Annotated in this window: 16 protein-coding genes and 1 other RNA gene; 8 read left to right on the top strand and 9 right to left on the bottom strand. The window is 75.9% G+C overall.

Translation table 11 applies throughout. From position 1 onward, the window contains the following. Positions 1-146: 146 nt before the first annotated feature. Both ACFVX9_RS22515 and ACFVX9_RS22510 read left to right on the top strand, forming a co-directional pair. Positions 147-377 carry a hypothetical protein gene (locus ACFVX9_RS22515; RefSeq protein WP_063347363.1) on the top strand — a complete coding sequence of 77 codons (231 nt, stop codon included), beginning with the start codon at positions 147-149 and terminating at the stop codon, positions 375-377. Positions 378-429: 52 nt separating this feature from the next. Beyond that, positions 430-627 (top strand): hypothetical protein, encoded by a 198-nt coding sequence (locus ACFVX9_RS22510; RefSeq protein ID WP_387983169.1) that lies wholly within the window; start codon positions 430-432, stop codon positions 625-627. A 36-nt stretch (positions 628-663) separates the two neighbouring features. Here ACFVX9_RS22510 and ACFVX9_RS22505 read toward each other — a convergent pair whose 3' ends face one another. Continuing rightward, positions 664-1320 (bottom strand): PadR family transcriptional regulator, encoded by a 657-nt coding sequence (locus tag ACFVX9_RS22505; protein ID WP_387983168.1) that lies wholly within the window; start codon positions 1318-1320, stop codon positions 664-666. 187 nt (positions 1321-1507) lie between these two features. On the opposite strand from ACFVX9_RS22505, the gene ACFVX9_RS22500 reads away from it, so the two are divergent. Continuing rightward, entirely contained in the window at positions 1508-1906 is a 399-nt protein-coding gene (locus ACFVX9_RS22500; protein ID WP_063347366.1) for an ACT domain-containing protein, read from the top strand. A gap of 100 nt (positions 1907-2006) precedes the next feature. Continuing rightward, entirely contained in the window at positions 2007-2264 is a 258-nt protein-coding gene (locus ACFVX9_RS22495; protein WP_063347367.1) for a hypothetical protein, read from the top strand. Positions 2265-2400: 136 nt separating this feature from the next. On the opposite strand, the gene rnpB is transcribed toward ACFVX9_RS22495, so the two are convergent. From rnpB to ACFVX9_RS22470, 5 genes are all read right to left on the bottom strand, one after another. Further along, positions 2401-2797: RNase P RNA component class A (rnpB, locus tag ACFVX9_RS22490), an RNA gene on the bottom strand. 13 nt (positions 2798-2810) lie between these two features. Then, positions 2811-4298, bottom strand: coding sequence for an MFS transporter (locus ACFVX9_RS22485; RefSeq protein WP_387983166.1), 1488 nt, complete (start codon positions 4296-4298; stop codon positions 2811-2813). A gap of 101 nt (positions 4299-4399) precedes the next feature. Then, positions 4400-5857 carry an RNB domain-containing ribonuclease gene (locus tag ACFVX9_RS22480; RefSeq protein WP_380560412.1) on the bottom strand — a complete coding sequence of 486 codons (1458 nt, stop codon included), beginning with the start codon at positions 5855-5857 and terminating at the stop codon, positions 4400-4402. Between the two features lie 121 nt (positions 5858-5978). After that, positions 5979-6350 (bottom strand): type II toxin-antitoxin system death-on-curing family toxin, encoded by a 372-nt coding sequence (locus ACFVX9_RS22475; protein WP_063347370.1) that lies wholly within the window; start codon positions 6348-6350, stop codon positions 5979-5981. Next, the gene (locus tag ACFVX9_RS22470) at positions 6347-6697 is read right to left on the bottom strand and encodes a hypothetical protein (protein WP_380560413.1); all 351 of its coding nucleotides are present in this window, start codon (positions 6695-6697) and stop codon (positions 6347-6349) included. Before ACFVX9_RS22470 ends, ACFVX9_RS22475 begins: the two co-directional genes overlap by 4 nt. A gap of 141 nt (positions 6698-6838) precedes the next feature. On the opposite strand from ACFVX9_RS22470, the gene ACFVX9_RS22465 reads away from it, so the two are divergent. Next, complete coding sequence (locus ACFVX9_RS22465) at positions 6839-7279, top strand: DUF3995 domain-containing protein (RefSeq protein ID WP_079135552.1); 441 nt, start codon at positions 6839-6841, stop codon at positions 7277-7279. 114 nt (positions 7280-7393) lie between these two features. Beyond that, positions 7394-8179 (top strand): peroxide stress protein YaaA, encoded by a 786-nt coding sequence (yaaA, locus tag ACFVX9_RS22460; RefSeq protein WP_380370563.1) that lies wholly within the window; start codon positions 7394-7396, stop codon positions 8177-8179. A 49-nt stretch (positions 8180-8228) separates the two neighbouring features. Here yaaA and ACFVX9_RS22455 read toward each other — a convergent pair whose 3' ends face one another. Genes ACFVX9_RS22455 through ACFVX9_RS22445 form a run of 3 tightly spaced genes read right to left on the bottom strand, consistent with a single transcriptional unit; the run spans position 8229 to position 10973 of the window. Then, a complete protein-coding gene (locus tag ACFVX9_RS22455; RefSeq protein ID WP_387983162.1) occupies positions 8229-9365 on the bottom strand; it encodes a bifunctional RNase H/acid phosphatase in 1137 nt (378 codons plus the stop codon). A 4-nt stretch (positions 9366-9369) separates the two neighbouring features. Then, complete coding sequence (locus ACFVX9_RS22450) at positions 9370-10113, bottom strand: zinc ribbon domain-containing protein (RefSeq protein ID WP_063347374.1); 744 nt, start codon at positions 10111-10113, stop codon at positions 9370-9372. 23 nt (positions 10114-10136) lie between these two features. Next, entirely contained in the window at positions 10137-10973 is an 837-nt protein-coding gene (locus ACFVX9_RS22445; protein WP_387983160.1) for a Nif3-like dinuclear metal center hexameric protein, read from the bottom strand. Positions 10974-11606: 633 nt separating this feature from the next. Between ACFVX9_RS22445 and ACFVX9_RS22440 the strand changes: the two genes are divergently transcribed. Together ACFVX9_RS22440 and ACFVX9_RS22435 are read left to right on the top strand one after the other, a co-directional pair. Continuing rightward, positions 11607-14834, top strand: a complete 3228-nt coding sequence (locus ACFVX9_RS22440) for a lanthionine synthetase LanC family protein (protein ID WP_387983158.1) — start codon at positions 11607-11609, stop codon at positions 14832-14834. Next, positions 14831-16828, top strand: coding sequence for an alpha/beta hydrolase family protein (locus ACFVX9_RS22435; RefSeq protein ID WP_387983157.1), 1998 nt, complete (start codon positions 14831-14833; stop codon positions 16826-16828). Before ACFVX9_RS22440 ends, ACFVX9_RS22435 begins: the two co-directional genes overlap by 4 nt. Positions 16829-17007 lie beyond the last annotated feature (179 nt).

Here is a 17007-nt window from a genome sequence, read left to right as displayed (position 1 = left end):
GTAACAGGAAGGATAAGGGTGCGCGGGGCCTCCGGATGACCGGGGGCGGTGCCTCTCCGGTCACACTCCCCGCACCCGGCAGGATCCGCCGGACGGGCCCCGGGCGTGTGCGCCGGTCACCCGTGCGGAGGTGAGACCCTGGTGGGGTGAAGAGCGCGGACACCGAATTCGTCGGCGGCCCCCTGGACGGCCGCATCCTCCCCATCCCGCTGGGGCCGATGTTCGGCGTGCCGAAGACCTACAAGGTGCCGGTCCCCGCGCACGGCGACTCCCCCGCGCGCACACTGGTGTACGTCCGGTCCAAGCAGGTGCGGGGCATCAGCTGGCACTGGCGCTACGAGTTCGACGAGGCGGCCACCGCCCGCGCGTCCGGCTGACGGCCGCGCCGCCCGCACCGGCCGCCGCCCCCAGCCTCCCCGGGAGGACGGCATGGCGAGAACGGCACGGCACCCCCGCAGCCGCCCCCAGGCGGTCGCGCACCACAACCGGCAGGTCGCCGGCGTCACCGGGGCGCTGCTGGTGGCGGTGTGCGTCTACACCGTGGCGATCGGCCCGAACGGCTGGCTCTGGTTCGGCTGGGCGGTGCTGCTGCTCGCCTGCGTGGCCCTGTTCACGGTCCACCCCTGAGCAGCCGCACCGCCTGTGCCCAGCCCCCCACGGCGGTCAGTCCTCCTCGGCGAGGATCAGGTAGAGCTTCTTGCGCGCCTCGGTGAGCACCGTCAGGCCCTTGGCGCGCTGCGCCTCGGTGCCCGTCGCCATCACCTGGCGGATCGCCTGGTCGACCGCGGCCAGCGCCTGGCCGACCTCCTGGACGGCCTCCCAGTCGACCTCCCGGCCGGCCTCCGCCCACGGCTCGGCGGGCCCCGCCTCGGCCTCGGCCCGGCCCGCCTCGGTGAGCGACACCAGCCGCTTGCCGCCGACCTCCTCCGCGGTGATCAGGCCCTCCTCCTCCAGCAGTTGGAGGTTGGGGTAGATCGAGCCCGGGCTCGGCCGCCAGGCCCCACCCGTCCGCTCGGAGATCTCGGCGATCATCTCGTAGCCGTGCATCGGCCGCTCCTTGAGCAGCGCCAGCAGCGAGGCCCTGACGTCCCCGCGCCGCGCCCGGCCGCCGCGCCGCCCGTGCGGACCGCCGCGGCGCCCGCCGTGCCCGCCGAAGCCGTGCCCGAACGGACCGCCCATCGGCCGCCCGGGCCCACCGCCGCCGAACGGCGGCGGGCCGAAGCCGCCGAAGGCCTCCCGGCCCTCGAACTCCCGCCCGTCGAAGTCCGGCCCCGGCCCGCGGCGCCAGCCACCGCGCGGGCCCTCGCCGCTGAACCGCATTCCCGGATTTCCTCGGTTTCCTGAGCGCATGGCGCTCACCTCCTCGTTCACCGAGCCAGTCGAGTTACTGTCTCGATAGCTCGACGATATATCGGCGACTGTCGCTCGTCAACGGATTCCGACACGAACGGCGCACCGGCGCCCCACCCCACCGCCCGGGCCCCGTCCGGCCGCTACGGTGACGGGCATGGCCGGTGAACGAGACCTCGCGAAGCTGCTGCACGGGATGCGCCCGCTGCTCAACCCGGGGCGGTACGTGTACTGCACGCTGCCCGCCAAGGTGCCCGCGGGCATGCGGCCGGTGGTGACCGTCGCCGAACCCGAAGGGGTCACGGTCGTCGTCGCCCAGGAGGAGGCCGACGCGCTCGGGCTGCGCTACGAGTACGTGGCGGCCTGGATCACCCTGCAGATCCACTCCGCCCTGGAGGCCGTCGGCCTCACCGCGGCCGTCGCCGGGCGCCTCGCCGAGGAGGGGATCAGCTGCAACGTGGTGGCCGGCTTCCACCACGACCACCTGTTCGTCACCGCCGACGACGCCGACCGCGCCGTCCGGGCCCTGGAGGAACTGGCCGGCCGCTCCGCCTGACGACGCCGCCGAGTGGCCGCCCCCGCACGGCCCTCCGACACTGGGAACGGCTGCCCGGCCACCCCGGCCGGCCGGCCCCCACCGGAAGGAGACGGCCGCCATGGCCACCTGCGTCACCTGCGGCAACGACTACTGGCTCGCCTTCGAGATCAAGACCATCACCGGCGACACCTACACCTTCGACAGCTTCGAGTGCGCGATGGAGAAGCTCGCGCCGCGCTGCGAGCAGTGCCAGGTCCGCATCGTCGGCCACGGCGTCGAAGTGGCCGGCCGCTTCTTCTGCTGCGCCAACTGCGCCCGCGTCAACGGCGGCCTCGGCGACCAGATCCGCGACGCCGTCGGCGCCCGCCCCGCGTAACGGCGGGAAGCGGAACAGTCGGCCTGTACCCCCGGTTCTGTCTCCCGAGCCGCTCGCGCGACCGGGGCGGCCCCACGACAAAGGCCCCCTGACCTGCGGCTTCGCAGATCAGGGGGCCTCAGTCAAGCTAGGGCGGCGGAAGAGTCGGCCTGTACGCCGGGTTCTGTCTCCCGGGGTGCTCGCGCGGCCCGGGGAGGCGGCCATCCATCTAGGACTGCCGTTGCCGACAGCCTCGTGCGGTCTACCCGCGGACTCGGGCGAGCAGCCCTCAGTCATCCGCGCACGGCGCCCGAGGGCGCCGATCTTGACCTTGCTCCAGGTGGGGTTTACCGAGCCGGCCGAGTCACCCCGGTCGCTGGTGGTCTCTTACACCACCGTTTCACCCTTACCCGCCGCCGAAGCGGTGGGCGGTCTGTTTTCTGTGGCACTGTCCCGCGGGTCACCCCGGGTGGGCGTTACCCACCACCCTGCTCTGTGGAGCCCGGACGTTCCTCGGCGGGTCAAGGACCCGTCGCGGCCGCCCGGCCGGCTCTTCCGCCGTAGTGGTCATCGTAGCCGCTCGGGTGGGGCCTCCCGTACACCGGAGCGGACCACGGGCGGCTCGCCGCCGAGGCGGGCGGCCACCCGGACGGCGGTCGCGGTCGCCCACGGGGTGGTGGTCGCCAGGCCGAGGAGGAGGATCGCGGCGCCCAGGCCCACCAGGATCCACCAGCCCGCGTGGCTGGCCGGGGCGAAGCCCGTCGCCACCGGGCCGACCACGGCCGAGGTGACGACCGTACCGATCACCGCCACCCCCAGCGACTGGCCGATCTGGCGGCTCGTCGAGGCGACCGCCGCGGCCACCCCCGCCTGGGCGCGCGGCATGCCGGAGACGGCCGCGTTGGTGATCGGCGCGTTGACCATGCCGAAGCCGAAGCCGAACAGCGCGTACGCCGCCAGCAGCAGCGCCGCCGGGGAGTCGGCGGCCAGCCTGGTCAGCAGCAGCCCGCTCGCGACCAGGCCCAGCCCGGCCGCCACCAGCGGGCCGCGCGGACCCCGACTGCCGACGATCCGGCCGGACAGCGGCGCACAGACCAGCATCATCGCGGCCATCGGCAGCGTCCACAGGCCCGCCTCGAACGGGTCGTAGTGCCGGACGTTCTGCAGGTAGAGCGTGTTGAGGAAGAGGAAGCCGCCCAGGGCCGAGAAGGCGCAGACCGCGGTGACGGTGGCGCCGGTGAACGGCGCGCTGGCGAAGAACCGCGGGTCCACCAGCGGCTCGGCCACCCTCCGCTCCCACAGCGGGAAGGCGACCAGCGCGGCCACGGCGGCGACCGCCAGGACGAGGATCAGCGGGGACGTCCAGCCGCTGCCCGGGCCCTCGATGATGGCCGCGGTGCCGCAGCCCAGCAGGACGATCATCAGCAGCTGCCCGACCGGGTCCAGCCGGCGCGGCCGGGGCGAGCGCGACTCCGGGACGTAACGGGCGGTCAGGAGCATCGCGACCACGGCGACCGGAACGTTGATCAGGAAGATCGACGGCCAGCCCGCGCCCTCCACCAGGAAGCCGCCCAGCAGCGGGCCGAGCGCCATCGAGATGCCGACCACACCGCCCCAGACGCCGATCGCCCGGGCCCGCTCCTTCGGGTCGGTGAAGGTGTTGGTGATGATCGACATCGCCACCGGGTTCAGCATCGAACCGCCGACCGCCTGCAACGCCCGGAACGCCACCAGCCACTCCAGGCTCGGCGCCAGACTGCACAGCAGCGAGCCGAGCGCGAAGCACAGCAGCCCGGTCTGGAACACCCGGCGGCGGCCGAAGCGGTCGGCCACCGAGCCGAACAGCATCAGCAGCGAGGCCAGGACCAGGGTGTAGGCGTCGATGATCCACTGCAGCCCGGACGCCGGGGCGTCCAGATCCCGCTGGATCGCCGGCAGGGCGATGTTCACCACGGTGTTGTCCAGGCCGACGATGAACAGGCTCAGGCAGCAGATCGCCAGGACGAGCAGTCGGCGGCGGCGCCCCGGGGCGACGGAGGGCTGGGCTTCGGGCACGGGACCGATCCTCCCACCTGGGCGGTGCTCGGGGGCCGTGTGACGGACCGTCCGGGTGGCGGCGCCGGGCGGGCGCCGGGGGCGTGTGGAAGCGGAGGGGGTCAGACGGCGGCGAAGCGGACGGTGCGGGTGAGCGGGTCGGCCTGCGTCAGCCGGACCCGGATCAGCCCGCCAAGCGGCAGCACCGCCCCGGGATCGGCGCCGTCGCAGCGGGCCCGGACGGCGGGCCGGCGCAGCTGCACCGTGCCGGCCGCGGGCCGCCGCTCGTCCACGTCGATCACCACGGCGGTGAAGTCCTCGCCCTCCCGGCCGGCCAGCAGCTCCGCCTCCACCAGGTCCACGCAGGCCCGTTCGACCTCGGCCGCGCGGCGGTCCCCGCTCGCCATCAGGCCCGGCACGGCGGGCAGCGCCTCCCGCGCCCAGTCCGGCACCTCCTCCCCCGCCGCCACAGCCGCGCACACCTCCTGCGCGAAGCGGTCGCCGAGCCTGCGCAGCGGCGCGGTGCAGTGCGCGTACGGCGCGGCGAGCGCGGCGTGGCCCGGGTCGGCCGGGGCGGGCAGGCCCCGGGACTCGTCGAAGGCGTGGTAGCCGGCGCCGCGCAGCAGGCCGGTGCACGCGTTGAGGAAGGCGGCGTCCATCGGCGCGTCCGGGTCCAGCGAGCGGATCAGCTCCGGGTACGGGAGCGCCTGCGGCCAGTCCACGTCCAGCGCGGCGGCGATCCGGCGCAGCCGCTCGTACGCGGCGGCGGGCGCGGCGGGCAGGGTGCGCAGCAGGCCGACGCCCGCGTCGAGCATCAGGTCGGCCGCGGCCAGGCCGGTGAGCAGCGAGATCTGCGCGTTCCAGCCGTCGGCGGGGCCGGGCGCGCGGTAGCCGAGGACGTAGCCGTGCAGGGTCTCCTCGACCTCCTGCTCGGGCACCGGGAGGCTGATCCCGCCCCGCGCGCGCTCCTGCTCCTCGCGCAGCCGGCCGACGGTGGCGAGCAGGGCGAGCTGTTCGTCGGCGCCGCCGAGGTCCACCGCGCGCTGGACGGCCGCGTAGTCGAGGCGGCGGTGCGAGCGGACCAGGGCGCGGCGCAGGTCGGCGAGCACCACGGCGCCGTCGGCGTCCAGGTCCAGCTGCCAGAGCAGGGCGGGCCGGGGCTCGCCGGGCAGCAGGCTGGCGGCGTCCTCGGAGATCCGGGCGGGGTGCAGCGGGACGCGGTGGTCCGGGAAGTACAGGGTCTCGACCCGGCGGCGGGCCTCGGCGTCGATGGCGCCGCCCGGGCGGACGAAGGCGGCGACGTCCGCGATGGCGTAGTACACCCGGTAGCCGCCGCCGGAACGGTGGAGCAGGTGCATGGCCTGGTCGAGGTCGCGCGAGCCGGGCGGGTCGACGGTGAACAGCGGCAGGTCGGTGGCGTCGTGCTCGGGCAGCCGGGGGCGCTCGGCCGCCTCCTCCGCCTCGGCCAGCACCGGCTCCGGCCACTCGGTGTGGATCTCCAGGCGGGCGCGGAGTTCGGTCAGTTCGGTGTTGATCCGGGCGGAGTCGGCGGCCTTGACGCGCAGTTTTCGGCGAGGCATGCAGGCAGCGTAGGGCGAATCGGGTGATTCCGGACGGATCACCCCGCCGGACGCGCCGGGCGGCCGGGCGGCCGGTGCTGCCGGTGCTGCCGGTACCACTGGGCGGCCGGTGCTGGTGGGCTCAGCGCCCCAGCAGCGACTTCAGGTCCTTGCCCGCGAGCACGACGGCGTCGTCGTAGCCGCCGGTGGCCAGCCGGAGCATGAAGGCCACCGCGTCGTCCGGGTGCGGGTCGGTGTACGGCTCGCCGTTGTAGTCCAGGAACAGCAGCATCGCCTCGAAGGCGGTGCGCTTGTTCCGGTCGATCAGCGGGTGGTTGCGGGACAGGCTCTGGCCGAGGGCGGCGGCCTTGGTCCACGGGTCCGGGTAGGCGTCCCCGCCGAACAGGCTCGCCTGCGGGCGGGCGATCGCCGAGAGCAGGCCGCCGAGGTCCCGGATGTTCTCCGGCCCGCCGGCCAGGTAGGTGACGTCCTCCAGGTCCAGGTACTCGGTCACAGGTCCTTGAGCCTCTCCAACGTCTCCGCGTTGGCGGCACGGATCCGGGCGACCATGGCGGCCCGGCGCTCGGACCGGCTCTGCTGGCCGGGCTCCTGCGACTGATCGGTGAGCGCGTCCGGCACCTCGGACTGGCGGACCTCGAAGGCCAGCTCGGCGGTGTCCGACCCGGCCGGGGCCTCGGTCACCCGCACCCGCCCGGCCATCACGGCCTCGGCGGCGGCCCGCACCGCGAACTCCAGGGCCTGCCGGGTCTCCGCCGGCAGGCCGGCGGGCAGGCGCACGGACAGGGACTCCTCCACGGCGTCGTCGTCGCCGGGCACCAGGTCCAGGGGTCGCAGGGTCATCTCGCTCACTCTCCTCGCTGCTCACCGTAGTGGCGAACGCCGGGCGGCCCCACCGGATTTCCACCCCCGGGCGGGGTGGGGTCCGGGTGTGAGCACTCGTAGGCTGGGGTCAAGTGGTCGTTCACGAAGGGGGTTCGGGCAATGGGTGCGGTGAAGGTGACCGGGGCGGCGGTGTCGGGGGTGTTGGCGGCGACGGGGGCGCTGCACGCGGTGTGGGCGGTGACGCCGTGGCCGCTGCGGACGCCGGAGGAGTTCGCGGACACCGTGGTCGGCGCGGGCGACGGACCACCGTCCCCGGCGGCCTGCGTCGCGGTGGCGGGGCTGCTCGGGACGGCCGCGTACCTGGTGGGGGCGGAGGCCGGGGTGCTGCCGGCGGTGGGACCGCGGCGGCTGCGGCGGGCCGGGGTGCGGGCGGTGGCCGGGGTGATGCTGGCGCGCGGCGCCGGCGGCCTGGTGCTGTTCGGGAGGGCCGTCGAGCGCTCGGAGCGGTTCAAGCGGCTGGACACCCGGTACTACTCGCCGCTCTGCCTGGCGCTGGCGGCCGGGACGGCCGTGGTCGCGGGGGCCGGCGGCGCCGAGTAGCCGCGGCCGGGGCAACCGTCTCGGGGCCGGACAGGCAGGACGGGCCGCCCGGGGCAGGCCGGTTTTGCGTAGGGTGGCGGGGTTCATCCGCCACAGAGTGTTGAGGAGTCCGCTGTGCTGGTGCTGTTGCCGCCTTCGGAGGGCAAGGCCGCGTCCGGGGACGGGGTGCCGGTGGCGCTCGACCGGCTGTCGCTGCCCGGGCTGACGGCCGCGCGCGGCGAGGTGCTGGACGCGCTGGTCGGTCTCTGCCGGGGTGACGAGGACACCGCCGCGGAGGTGCTGGGGCTCAGCCCCGGGCTGCGCGGCGAGATCGCCCGCAACGCCGGGCTGCCGGCGGCGGGTGCCCGTCCGGCGGGCGAGGTGTACACCGGGGTGCTGTTCGACAACCTGGGTCTGGCCACGCTGGACGCGGCCGCGTACGGCCGGGCCGAGCGGTCGCTGCTGGTCTTCTCCGGTCTGTGGGGCGCCGTACGGATCTCCGACCGGATCCCGCCCTACCGCTGCTCGATGGGCGTGAAACTGCCCGGCCCGGGGGCGCTCGGCGCGTACTGGCGGGGCGCGATGGCGTCCGTGCTGCCGGAGGCGGCGGACGGGCTGGTGCTGGACCTGCGCAGTTCGGCGTACGCGGCGGCGTGGAAGCCGGCCGGCGAGGTGGCGTCCCGGACGGCGACCGTCCGGGTGCTCCAGGAGCGCAACGGCAAGCGCACGGTCGTCAGCCACTTCAACAAGGCGACCAAGGGGCGCCTGGTGCGGGACCTGCTGGTCGCGGGGATCGAGCCGAAGACGCCGGGCGAGCTGCTGGACGCGTTGCGGGGCCTGGGGCACCGGGTGGAGCTCGCTGCCGAAGGCACGGCGCGCAAGCCGTGGCAGCTGGACGTGGTGGTCACCGAGGTGCACTGAGCCCGCTCCGGGGGGCGGTCCCCCGCACCGCTCCCCCGGAGCTAGGCGTTCAGCGCAGGTGCGAGGTGTCGTTGAGCAGCCGCAGCGAGGCGTTGCCGTCCGCGTAGTACTGGACGGCGCAGAACGAGGCGGCGGACAGCTCCATCCGGTACAGCGCGTCCGGCGGGGCGCCGAGCGCCAGCCGGACCAGCGTCTTGATCGGGCTGACGTGGGAGACCACCAGCACGGTCCTGCCGGGGTGCCGGGCGATGATCTTGTCCCGGGCGACGCCGGCCCGGTGGGTGAGCGTGGTGAAGCTCTCCGTGCTGCCGGTGGGCTTGGCCTTCGCCGAGCCGAGCCAGGCCGCCAGGTCCTCCGGGTGGCGCTCCTGCACCTCGGCGAAGGTCAGGCCCTCCCAGTCGCCGAAGTCGACCTCGCGCAGCCCGTCCTCGTACCGGACCTCCAGGCCGAGCCGGGCGGCGACGATCTCGGCGGTCTCCCGGGTGCGGCGCATCGGCGAGGCCACCACGACCTGGATGCTGCCGCGGGCGGCCAGTTCCTCGGCGGCCCGCGCGGCCTGCCAGCGGCCCTTGTCGGACAGTTCCGGGTCGCTGCCGCCGCTGCCGGAGAAGCGCTTCTGCGGGGTCAGCGCGGTCTCGCCGTGGCGGAGCAGGACGAAGGTGGTCGGGGTGCCGAGGTCGGCGGGGGCGGCCCAGCCCGCCTTGGGGGCGGCGGTCTCCAGCGGCGGCTCGTCCACCACCGCGGCGGCCCGCGGCCTGGGCTCCCACTGGCGGCCGGCCTTGCCCGCGTCCATCGCCTCGTTGGCGAGCCGGTCGGCGTCCTTGTTCCGCTCGCGCGGGATCCAGGTGTACGTCACCCGGGCGCGCGGGAGGATCGTGCGGGCCTCGGCGGCGAGCGGCTGCATGTCGGGGTGCTTGATCTTCCAGCGCCCGGACATCTGCTCGACGACCAGCTTGGAGTCCATCCGGACGTCCACCGAGGCGTCCGGGTCGAGCTCCCGGGCCGCCTTGAGGCCGGCGATCAGGCCCTTGTACTCGGCCACGTTGTTGGTGGCGTGGCCGATGAACTCGGCGGCCTCGGCGATGATCTGCCCGGTGTCGCCGTCCCGGACCACCGCGCCGTAGCCGGCCGGCCCCGGGTTGCCCCGGGACCCGCCGTCCGCCTCGACGATGAAGCGAGCCGCCACCGGGTCAGGCGCCCGAATCGGCGGTGCGGACCAGGATCCGCGAGCAGTTCTCGCAGCGGACCACCTTGTCGGCCGGCTCGGCCTTGATGGCGTTGAACTCGGTGATGGAGAACTCGGTGCGGCAGCCCTCGCAGCGGCGCTGGTAGAGGCGGGCCGCGCCGACGCCGCCCTGCGTCTGGCGCAGCTTGGTGTAGACCTTCAGCAGGTCGGCGGGGACGACGGCGGCGACGGTCTCGCGGTCCCGCTTGACCTTGTCGGCCTCGGTGTCGATCTCGGCGAAGGCGGCGTCCCGGCGGGTCTCGGCCTCGGTGAGGACGACGGTGGAGTGCTGCAGGCGCGCGGTCAGCTCGGTGACCCGGGTCTGGGCGCTCTCCAGCCGCTCCATGACCTCCAGCACGATCTCCTCCAGGTCGCCCTGGCGCTTGGCCAGCGAGCCGATCTCGTGCTGGAGGTTCTCCAGGTCCCTCGGCGAGGTGATCGCGCCGGAGTCCAGGCGCTGCTGGTTGCGGGCGGACCGGGCGCGGACCTGCTCCACGTCCTGCTCGGCCTTGGTCAGCTCACGCGTGGTGTCGCCCTGCTGGGCCTCGGCGGCGACCACCAGGTCCTTGAGCGCGGTGTGGTCGGCGGAGGCCTTCTCGATCTCGGCGTGCTCGGGCAGGCTCCGGCGCCGGTGGGCCAGCTGGTCGAGCTTCGAGTCGAAGGCCTGGAGGTCGAGCAGGCGGATCTGGTCGGCGGGCGCGGCGTTCAAGGGGAAGGCTCCTGTGAATCGGGTCAGGCGGTGAAGGACATGGGGGCGTGCGCGGTCCACGGGTCGGTGACCCGGTGGGAGACCTTGGTCTCCACGGCCCAGCCGCGCCGGTCGGCGGCGGTGTGCAGGGCCCGCTCGGCCAGGGCGAGCCAGGGCCACTCGGTGGCCCAGTGCGCGGCGTCGACCAGGGCGACCGGCGCCGCCTCGGCGGCCTCGGACGCGGGGTGGTGGCGCAGGTCGGCGGTGAGGTAGGCGTCCACCCCGGCCGCCCGCACCTCGGCGAGGAAGCTGTCGCCCGAGCCGCCGCACACCGCGACCCGGCTCACCAGCCGGTCCGGGTCGCCGGAGACCCGGACGCCCGCGGCGGTGGCCGGCAGGCCCTCGGCCACCTGCGCGGCGAAGGCCGACAGGGGCAGCGGGGGCTCCAGCAGGCCGATGCGGCCGGTGCCGCGGCGGCCCAGCGGGTCGGTCGGGTCCGGCACCAGCGGGCCGGTCACCCGCAGGCCCACCGCCTCGGCGAGCGCGTCAGAGACGCCGGGGTCGGCGTGGTCGGCGTTGGTGTGTGCGACGTGCAGGGCGATGCCGTTGCTGATCAGCGTGTGTACGACCCGGCCCTTGAAGGTGGTCGCGGCGACGCTGGTGGTGCCGCGCAGATAGAGGGGGTGGTGGGTGACCACCAGGTCGGCGCCCCACTCGACGGCCTCGTCGACGACCGTCTGCACGGGGTCGACGGCGAACAGCACGCGGCCGACCTCGGCCTGGGGGTCTCCGCAGACCAGGCCGACGGCGTCCCAGGCCTCCGCCCACTGCGGCGGGTAGACCTCTTCGAGCGCGGTGATGACGTCGGACAGTTTCGGCACCTGTCGAGACTACCGTGCGCGCGGGGGCGGTCGGGCCTCGGCCGTTCGGCGACCTGGGCGGCGGGGCGGCGGCAGCGGGGCGGCCGGTGCAGCGGGGATGCGGTGGCGGCGCGGTTCGGACACGGGTGCCGATGGCGTACGGACGCGCGTCAATCTGCGGTGGGGGCGCCCGGGAGGGGCCGGCGCCGGTCGCACGCGCCCGCGCGCCCGGCGCCCACTGCTCACACGGGAGCCCTCGCACGAATTCGAAACCGCTTCCTGATCACCCTTACGAGTGAAGTGACCGGCTCTACGTTGAGCCACTCCCGCCTCGAAAGTAACTTCAGTCCTGCGAACGGGAGTTGCCCCGACAGTTGCCCCGACCGGGGGTCGGGAAGGCGCTCCGCCGGACACGGGCCCTGGCGAGACCGGGCCCGGGGCGGGCACGGCCGGGGCTCCTGCCCCAGGCGCGGCACCGCCGTACCAGGGCGGTGCGCCGCACCGGGGCGGCACGCCACACCGAGGCGGCACTCCCGTTCAGGGGCGGCACTCCCGCTCCTTCCGAGGAAACCGATCAGGCCGGGCCGCACGCCCGGGTGCCGGAGCAGGTGGGCACCCGCGGGCGGCGGACGAGACGAAGGGATGTGGTGGCGAATGGCGGCGGGCACATCGCTGCGTACGGCCGGGGGCGGGGAATCGGCGGGCCACGGGCCGGATGCGGCCGGACCGTGGCCGGAGACGACGCGGGCGGCGCTGGCGGAGGCCGGCGGCCGGGGAGGCGGCGGCGACTGGGAGGTCGCCGCCGGGGGCTTCTGGTGCACGGCCAGGCCGCCCGCGTCGGTTCCACTCCCGGAGCAGGGCTGGAAGCTCCACGTCAGCGCGGCCTCGGCGGCGGGCGAAGCAGTGCTCGCGGCCGTCGTACGGGCTCTCGCCGACGACCCGTGCCCGTTCAAGTTCGCCGCCGGGGAGCAGCGGCTGCGCGAACTCAACTCCCGTAACAGCGATCGGGGTTCGGCGGGAAAGTTCATCACCGTCTACCCGGCCGACGACGCCCAGTTCCGGCGGCTGGCCGCCGGACTCGACCGGGCCACCGCCGGACTGCCCGGGCCCGTCGTACTCTCCGACCGCCCCTACCGGCCCGGCAGCCTGGTCCACTACCGGTACGGCGCCTTCGCGGCCCGCGCCGAGCTCGGCCACGACGGGGAGTACCGGTCCGTCCTGCACGGGCCGGACGGCGAACGGGCCGAGGACGTGCGCGGCGCCTCCTACCGGGCGCCGTCCTGGGCCAGCGACCCGCTGGAGACCGGTGCGGCCCGGCCGGAGGTGAAACGCGGCACGGGCGTGCTGCTCGCCGAGCGGTACGCGATCACCGCCGCCGTACGGCACAGCACCAAGGGCGGGGTCTTCCTCGGCCGGGAGGCCGCGAGCGGCGCCGAGGTCGTGGTCAAGCAGGCCCGCGCACACATCGAGATCGACCGGGCCGGCACCGACGCCCGCGACGCCCTGCGGCACGAGGCCGCCCTGCTGACCCGGCTGGACGGGCAGGGCCTGGCACCCCGCCCGATCGAACTGATCGAACGGGACGACTCCGTCTTCCTCGTGCAGGAACGAATCGCCGGACAGCCGCTCGGCGCGTGGGTCGCCGCCCGGCTGCGGCGCGACGGCAGCCCCGACGTCGACTGGGCCGACGCCGGACCGGTCGCGCACGCCCTCCTCGACCTCGTCGAACGGGTGCACGCCCAAGGACTCGTCCTGCGCGACCTCTCCCCCGGCAACGTGATGGTCCGCCCCGACGGCCGCCTCCGGCTCGTCGACCTCGAACTCGCCGCCGAAACCGGCCGCCCCGCCGGCTCCGCCGGCACCCCCGGCTACCGCGCCCCCGAACAGGGGCCCGGCCGGCTCGGCCTCGTCCACGACGGCACCTGCGTCGCCGACCCGGCCGTCGACCTGTACGCCCTCGGCGGCCTGCTCTTCCTCCTCGCCACCGGCCACGACCCGCTGCTCCCGGACGACCTGCCCCGGGCCCGCCCGGTCACCGAGCGCCTCGGCCGCTGGCTCGCCCTCGCCGCCCGCACCGGCACCACCGCCCGCCGCCTCGCCCCCGCCGTCCTCGGCCTCCGGGCCGAACAGCCGGGGCAGCGCTGGAGCCTCGCCCAGGTCAGGGCGGAACTCGCGGGCGAAGCCACTGCTGATGCCCGGCGCGGCGATGACACACGCCCGGGCGGGGCTCCCGGTGCCACGCACGGGCATGAGACCACCACCGCCGTCACCCCCCTGTGGCAGGCCCCGAACCGGCGGACCGCGCACACCGGGCACCCCGGCGGCCCCCATGCCACCGGCCCGACCGGCGACGCCGCCACCGCACCCCCGCAGCGAGCCGCCGACGGCAGTGCCGCGCCCGCCAGGGCCGGTGCCATGCGGGCCGCCGCCGCTCCGCCGTGGCGCGCTGCGGCCCACCGGGCCGCGCCCGCCGAGCACTCCGCCGACGCCCACGACGACCGTTCCGCGACCGACCCGACCGACCCGACCGCCGCGACCGGCGGCCCCCGGGCTGCCGTCCGACCCGACGGCGCCGCTGCGGACGCCGCCTGCCGCGCGTCGGCCGGCCTCCTCGACCGGGTGCTGTGCGACGGCCTGCGGCAGCTGGCCGTCACGGCCACGCCGCTGCGGCGGGACCGGTTGTGGCCGGTCGTGCCCGCCGGGGAGCGGACGGATCCGTGCAATGTGCAGCACGGCGCCGCCGGAGTGCTGGCGGTGCTGGCGCGGGCGGTGGCGGCGGAGGGCCTGCCGGGCGAGGTGCGCGCGGAGGCCGCGCGGACGGCACGGACGGCCGCCGGGTGGATCGAACAGCGCCTGGCCGCCGAGCCGGCGGTGCTGCCCGGGCTGCACTTCGGGCGGTCGGGGACGGCCTGGGCGCTGCTGGACGCCGCCCGGGCGCTGGGCGACGACGCGCTGGCCGTTCGGGCCGCCGCGCTCGCCCGGCGGATCCCCGTCGAGTGGCCCAACCCCGACGTCTGCCACGGCGCGGCCGGCTCCGGGTTCACCCAACTCCGCTTTGCGGCCGAAGGCTTCACCGCCGAAGCCGCCGGCGACCCGGCCTTCCTCGACCGCGCCGCCCACTGCGGCCACGCCCTGCTCGCCGCCGCCCGGCACGAGCCGTACGGGCGGGTGTGGCCGGTGCCGGCGGACTTCGACTCGGCGCTCGCCGGGATCACCCACCTCGGCTTCGCGCACGGCGTGGCCGGTGTGGGCGCCTTCCTGCTGGCCGCCGCCGAGGCGACCGGCGACCGCGACCTGCTCGCCGGCGCCGTCGAGGCCGGGCACACACTCGCCGCGACCGTCCGCTGGGACGCGCCGCGCGAGAGCGCCTGGTGGCCGCAGAGCGCGGACGATCCGGACCGCGTCAGGCTGGCGCACTGGTGCAGCGGCTCGTCCGGCGTGGGCACCTTCCTGCTGCGGCTCTGGCGGGCCACCGGCGACGCCACCGCGCACGGGCTGGCGCTGGCCGCCGGGCGGGCCGTACTGGCCGGGCGCTGGCACGGCGGGGTGAGCGCCTGCCACGGCCTGGCCGGCGACGGCGAGTACCTGCTCGACCTCGCCGAGGCCGCCGATGTCGCCGATGTCGCCGACGGGCAGGAATTCCGTTCCGGCGCCGAGGAGTTGGCGCAGCTGATCGCTGCCCGGTCGGCGCTGCGGGGCGGCCTGCTGGTGCTGCCGGACGAGACCGGGACGGGCTGCGCGGCCGGCTACGGCACCGGCGCGGCGGGAGCGTTGGCCTTCCTGCTGCGGCTGCGGCACGGCGGCCCCCGGCTCTGGGTGGATCCGGTGCCGCCCGCCGTACGCCGGTCCCAGGGTGCGGCAAGCGGGGTGAGCGGGGCATGAACGTGGCCACCCGGACCGTCGCGCAGGCGCTGCGCCGACTGAGTTTCACCTTCGCCGCCGACGGCGGTCACGCCGCCTGCCTCGCCTCGGCCGCCGACGGCGGCTGGTACGTGGAGAGTTGGCGGCTGCCGTCGGACGGCGGGCCGGCCACTCCGCTCGCGTTGCCGCTGCCCGGCAACCGGTCGGAGAGCCTGCGTTCGCAACTGGTCGCGCTGCCGGACGGCTCGGTGCTGGTCTGCCGGCACGACGGCGAGCGGCACGACCTGGTCCGCCTCTCGTACGGCGAGAACGGCGCCGTGGAACAGCAGGTGGCCACGATCCGGATGCCCGGGCTGCGGCTGCTGCCGATCCCGACGCCCCCCGGGGCCGGTCCTCGGACGCCGGTGGCGCTCGCCCTCGGGACGGACACCCGCCCGGCGACCACCGCCTGGCTGGTGCGGACGGACGGCAGCGAGCCCGAACGGGTCGCCGAGATCCCGGGGTTGCACGGCGGCGGCGCCTGGCTGGACCACGCCGGGGCGCTGCTGGCGCTGGACCGGGTGAACGCGGGGCTCGTCCGCACCGTGGTGCTGGACCTGCGCAGCGGCACGACCACCCCGCTGCTGGAGATCGGCGAGCGCAGCAACGACCGGCTGGTGCTGTTCGACCCGGACAGCCGGTTCGCGATGGTGCGCAGCGACGCACCGGGCACCGACCGGCTCGGCTGGGGCGTGCTGGGCGGCGGCGAACCGCTGCGGTTCCCGGAGTGCCTGCACGTCGCGGGCATGTTCCTGCGGCCGGTCGCGCTGCGGCGGACGGCGGACGGCCCGCAGGTGGCGGTGCAGGTCGACCACGGCGCCGGCTCCGCGCTCGCCCTGTGGCGGGCCGCCGCCGGCCGGCTGGACCAGCTGCCGGTACCGCCCGGCCGGCTCGGCGCGGTCGGCCACTGGGGCGGGGCGGCGCTGCGGCTCCCGTACTCCTCGCCCGACCACCCGGCGGCGCTGGCCGCCCTGGACGTGGACGCGCTGCTGGCACACGGCCCGGCGAAGCCCGGGTCCGGCCCGATGCCGATGCCGCTGCCACTGCAACTGGCGCCGCTGGGCTCCGGCCTGCCCGGCCCGTGGCGGGACACCGTGCTGCCCTGGCAGCCCGGCGGTCCGCGCACCCCCCGCACCCAGCCGCCGGGTTGGCGGGTGGACGGCAGCACCGCACCCGGGGACGGCGGCCGCTGGCAGCCCGCGCAGAGCCTCGAACTCGCCGGCCCGGCCGGGCCGTTGGAGGCCGTGGTGTACGGCGGGGACACCTGGCTGAGCAGCCCGCACCTGGTGCTGGCGCTGCACGGGGGCCCGGCGGACGCCTGGCGGCTGGAGTTCGACCCGGCCCTTCAGCGGATGGCCGCCGAGGGCCTGGCCGTGATCGCACCGAACCAGCGCGGCTCCACCGGCTACGGGGTGGCGCACGCGATGGCCATCCGGGGCGCCTGGGGCGGGCCCGACCTGGACGACGTGCTGTACCTGCTGGACGGCATCGCCGGCCAGCGCGCGGCGCTCGGGCTGGAGCCGCCGGCCCTGTTCGGGGTCAGCTACGGCGCGTTCCTGGCGCTGCTGGCGGCCGCGCACGCGCCGGCCGAGCAGGTGTCCCGCTGCGCGGTGGTCGCGCCGTTCCTGTCCGGCGCCCGGCTGCTGGCCGAAGCGGCGGCCCCCGTACGGGCGTTGACCACCCGGCTGGCCGGCGACGAGCCGATCACCGACGCCCGTGGCCCGCGCGACGTCCTCCAGCTGGCGCACCGGCTGAGCGCCCCGCTGCTGGTGGTGCACGGCAACCGGGACGAGGTCGTGCCGGTGAGCCAGTCCCGTTCGCTGCGGCACGAGTTGCTGCGGATCGGCCGGGTCGAGGGCGCGGACTTCCGGTACGTCGAGGCGGCCGGATCGGGCCACGAGGTGCTCGCCGAGGAGGGCGCGGCCGTGCTGCACGAGCTGCTGGCCGCCTTCCTGCGGACCGGCCGACCGGGCTGACCGGAGCCCCGACACCTCGGTACGTCGACACCTCGACTCCTCGACTCCTCAGGACGTCGGCACCTCGACATCTCAGGACGTCGACACCTCACCACACAGACTCCCGGGCCCGACGCGGCCCGGGGCACCACCCCGGCGCGGCGGACCGAGCCGCCCGGGGGCGACACCCGATGCCCGCA

It is taken from the genome of Kitasatospora sp. NPDC058243 (assembly GCF_042882025.1).
Lineage (GTDB): Bacteria > Actinomycetota > Actinomycetes > Streptomycetales > Streptomycetaceae > Kitasatospora.
Note: the sequence above shows the minus strand (reverse complement) of the source record. Positions and strands in the feature narration are given on the sequence as shown.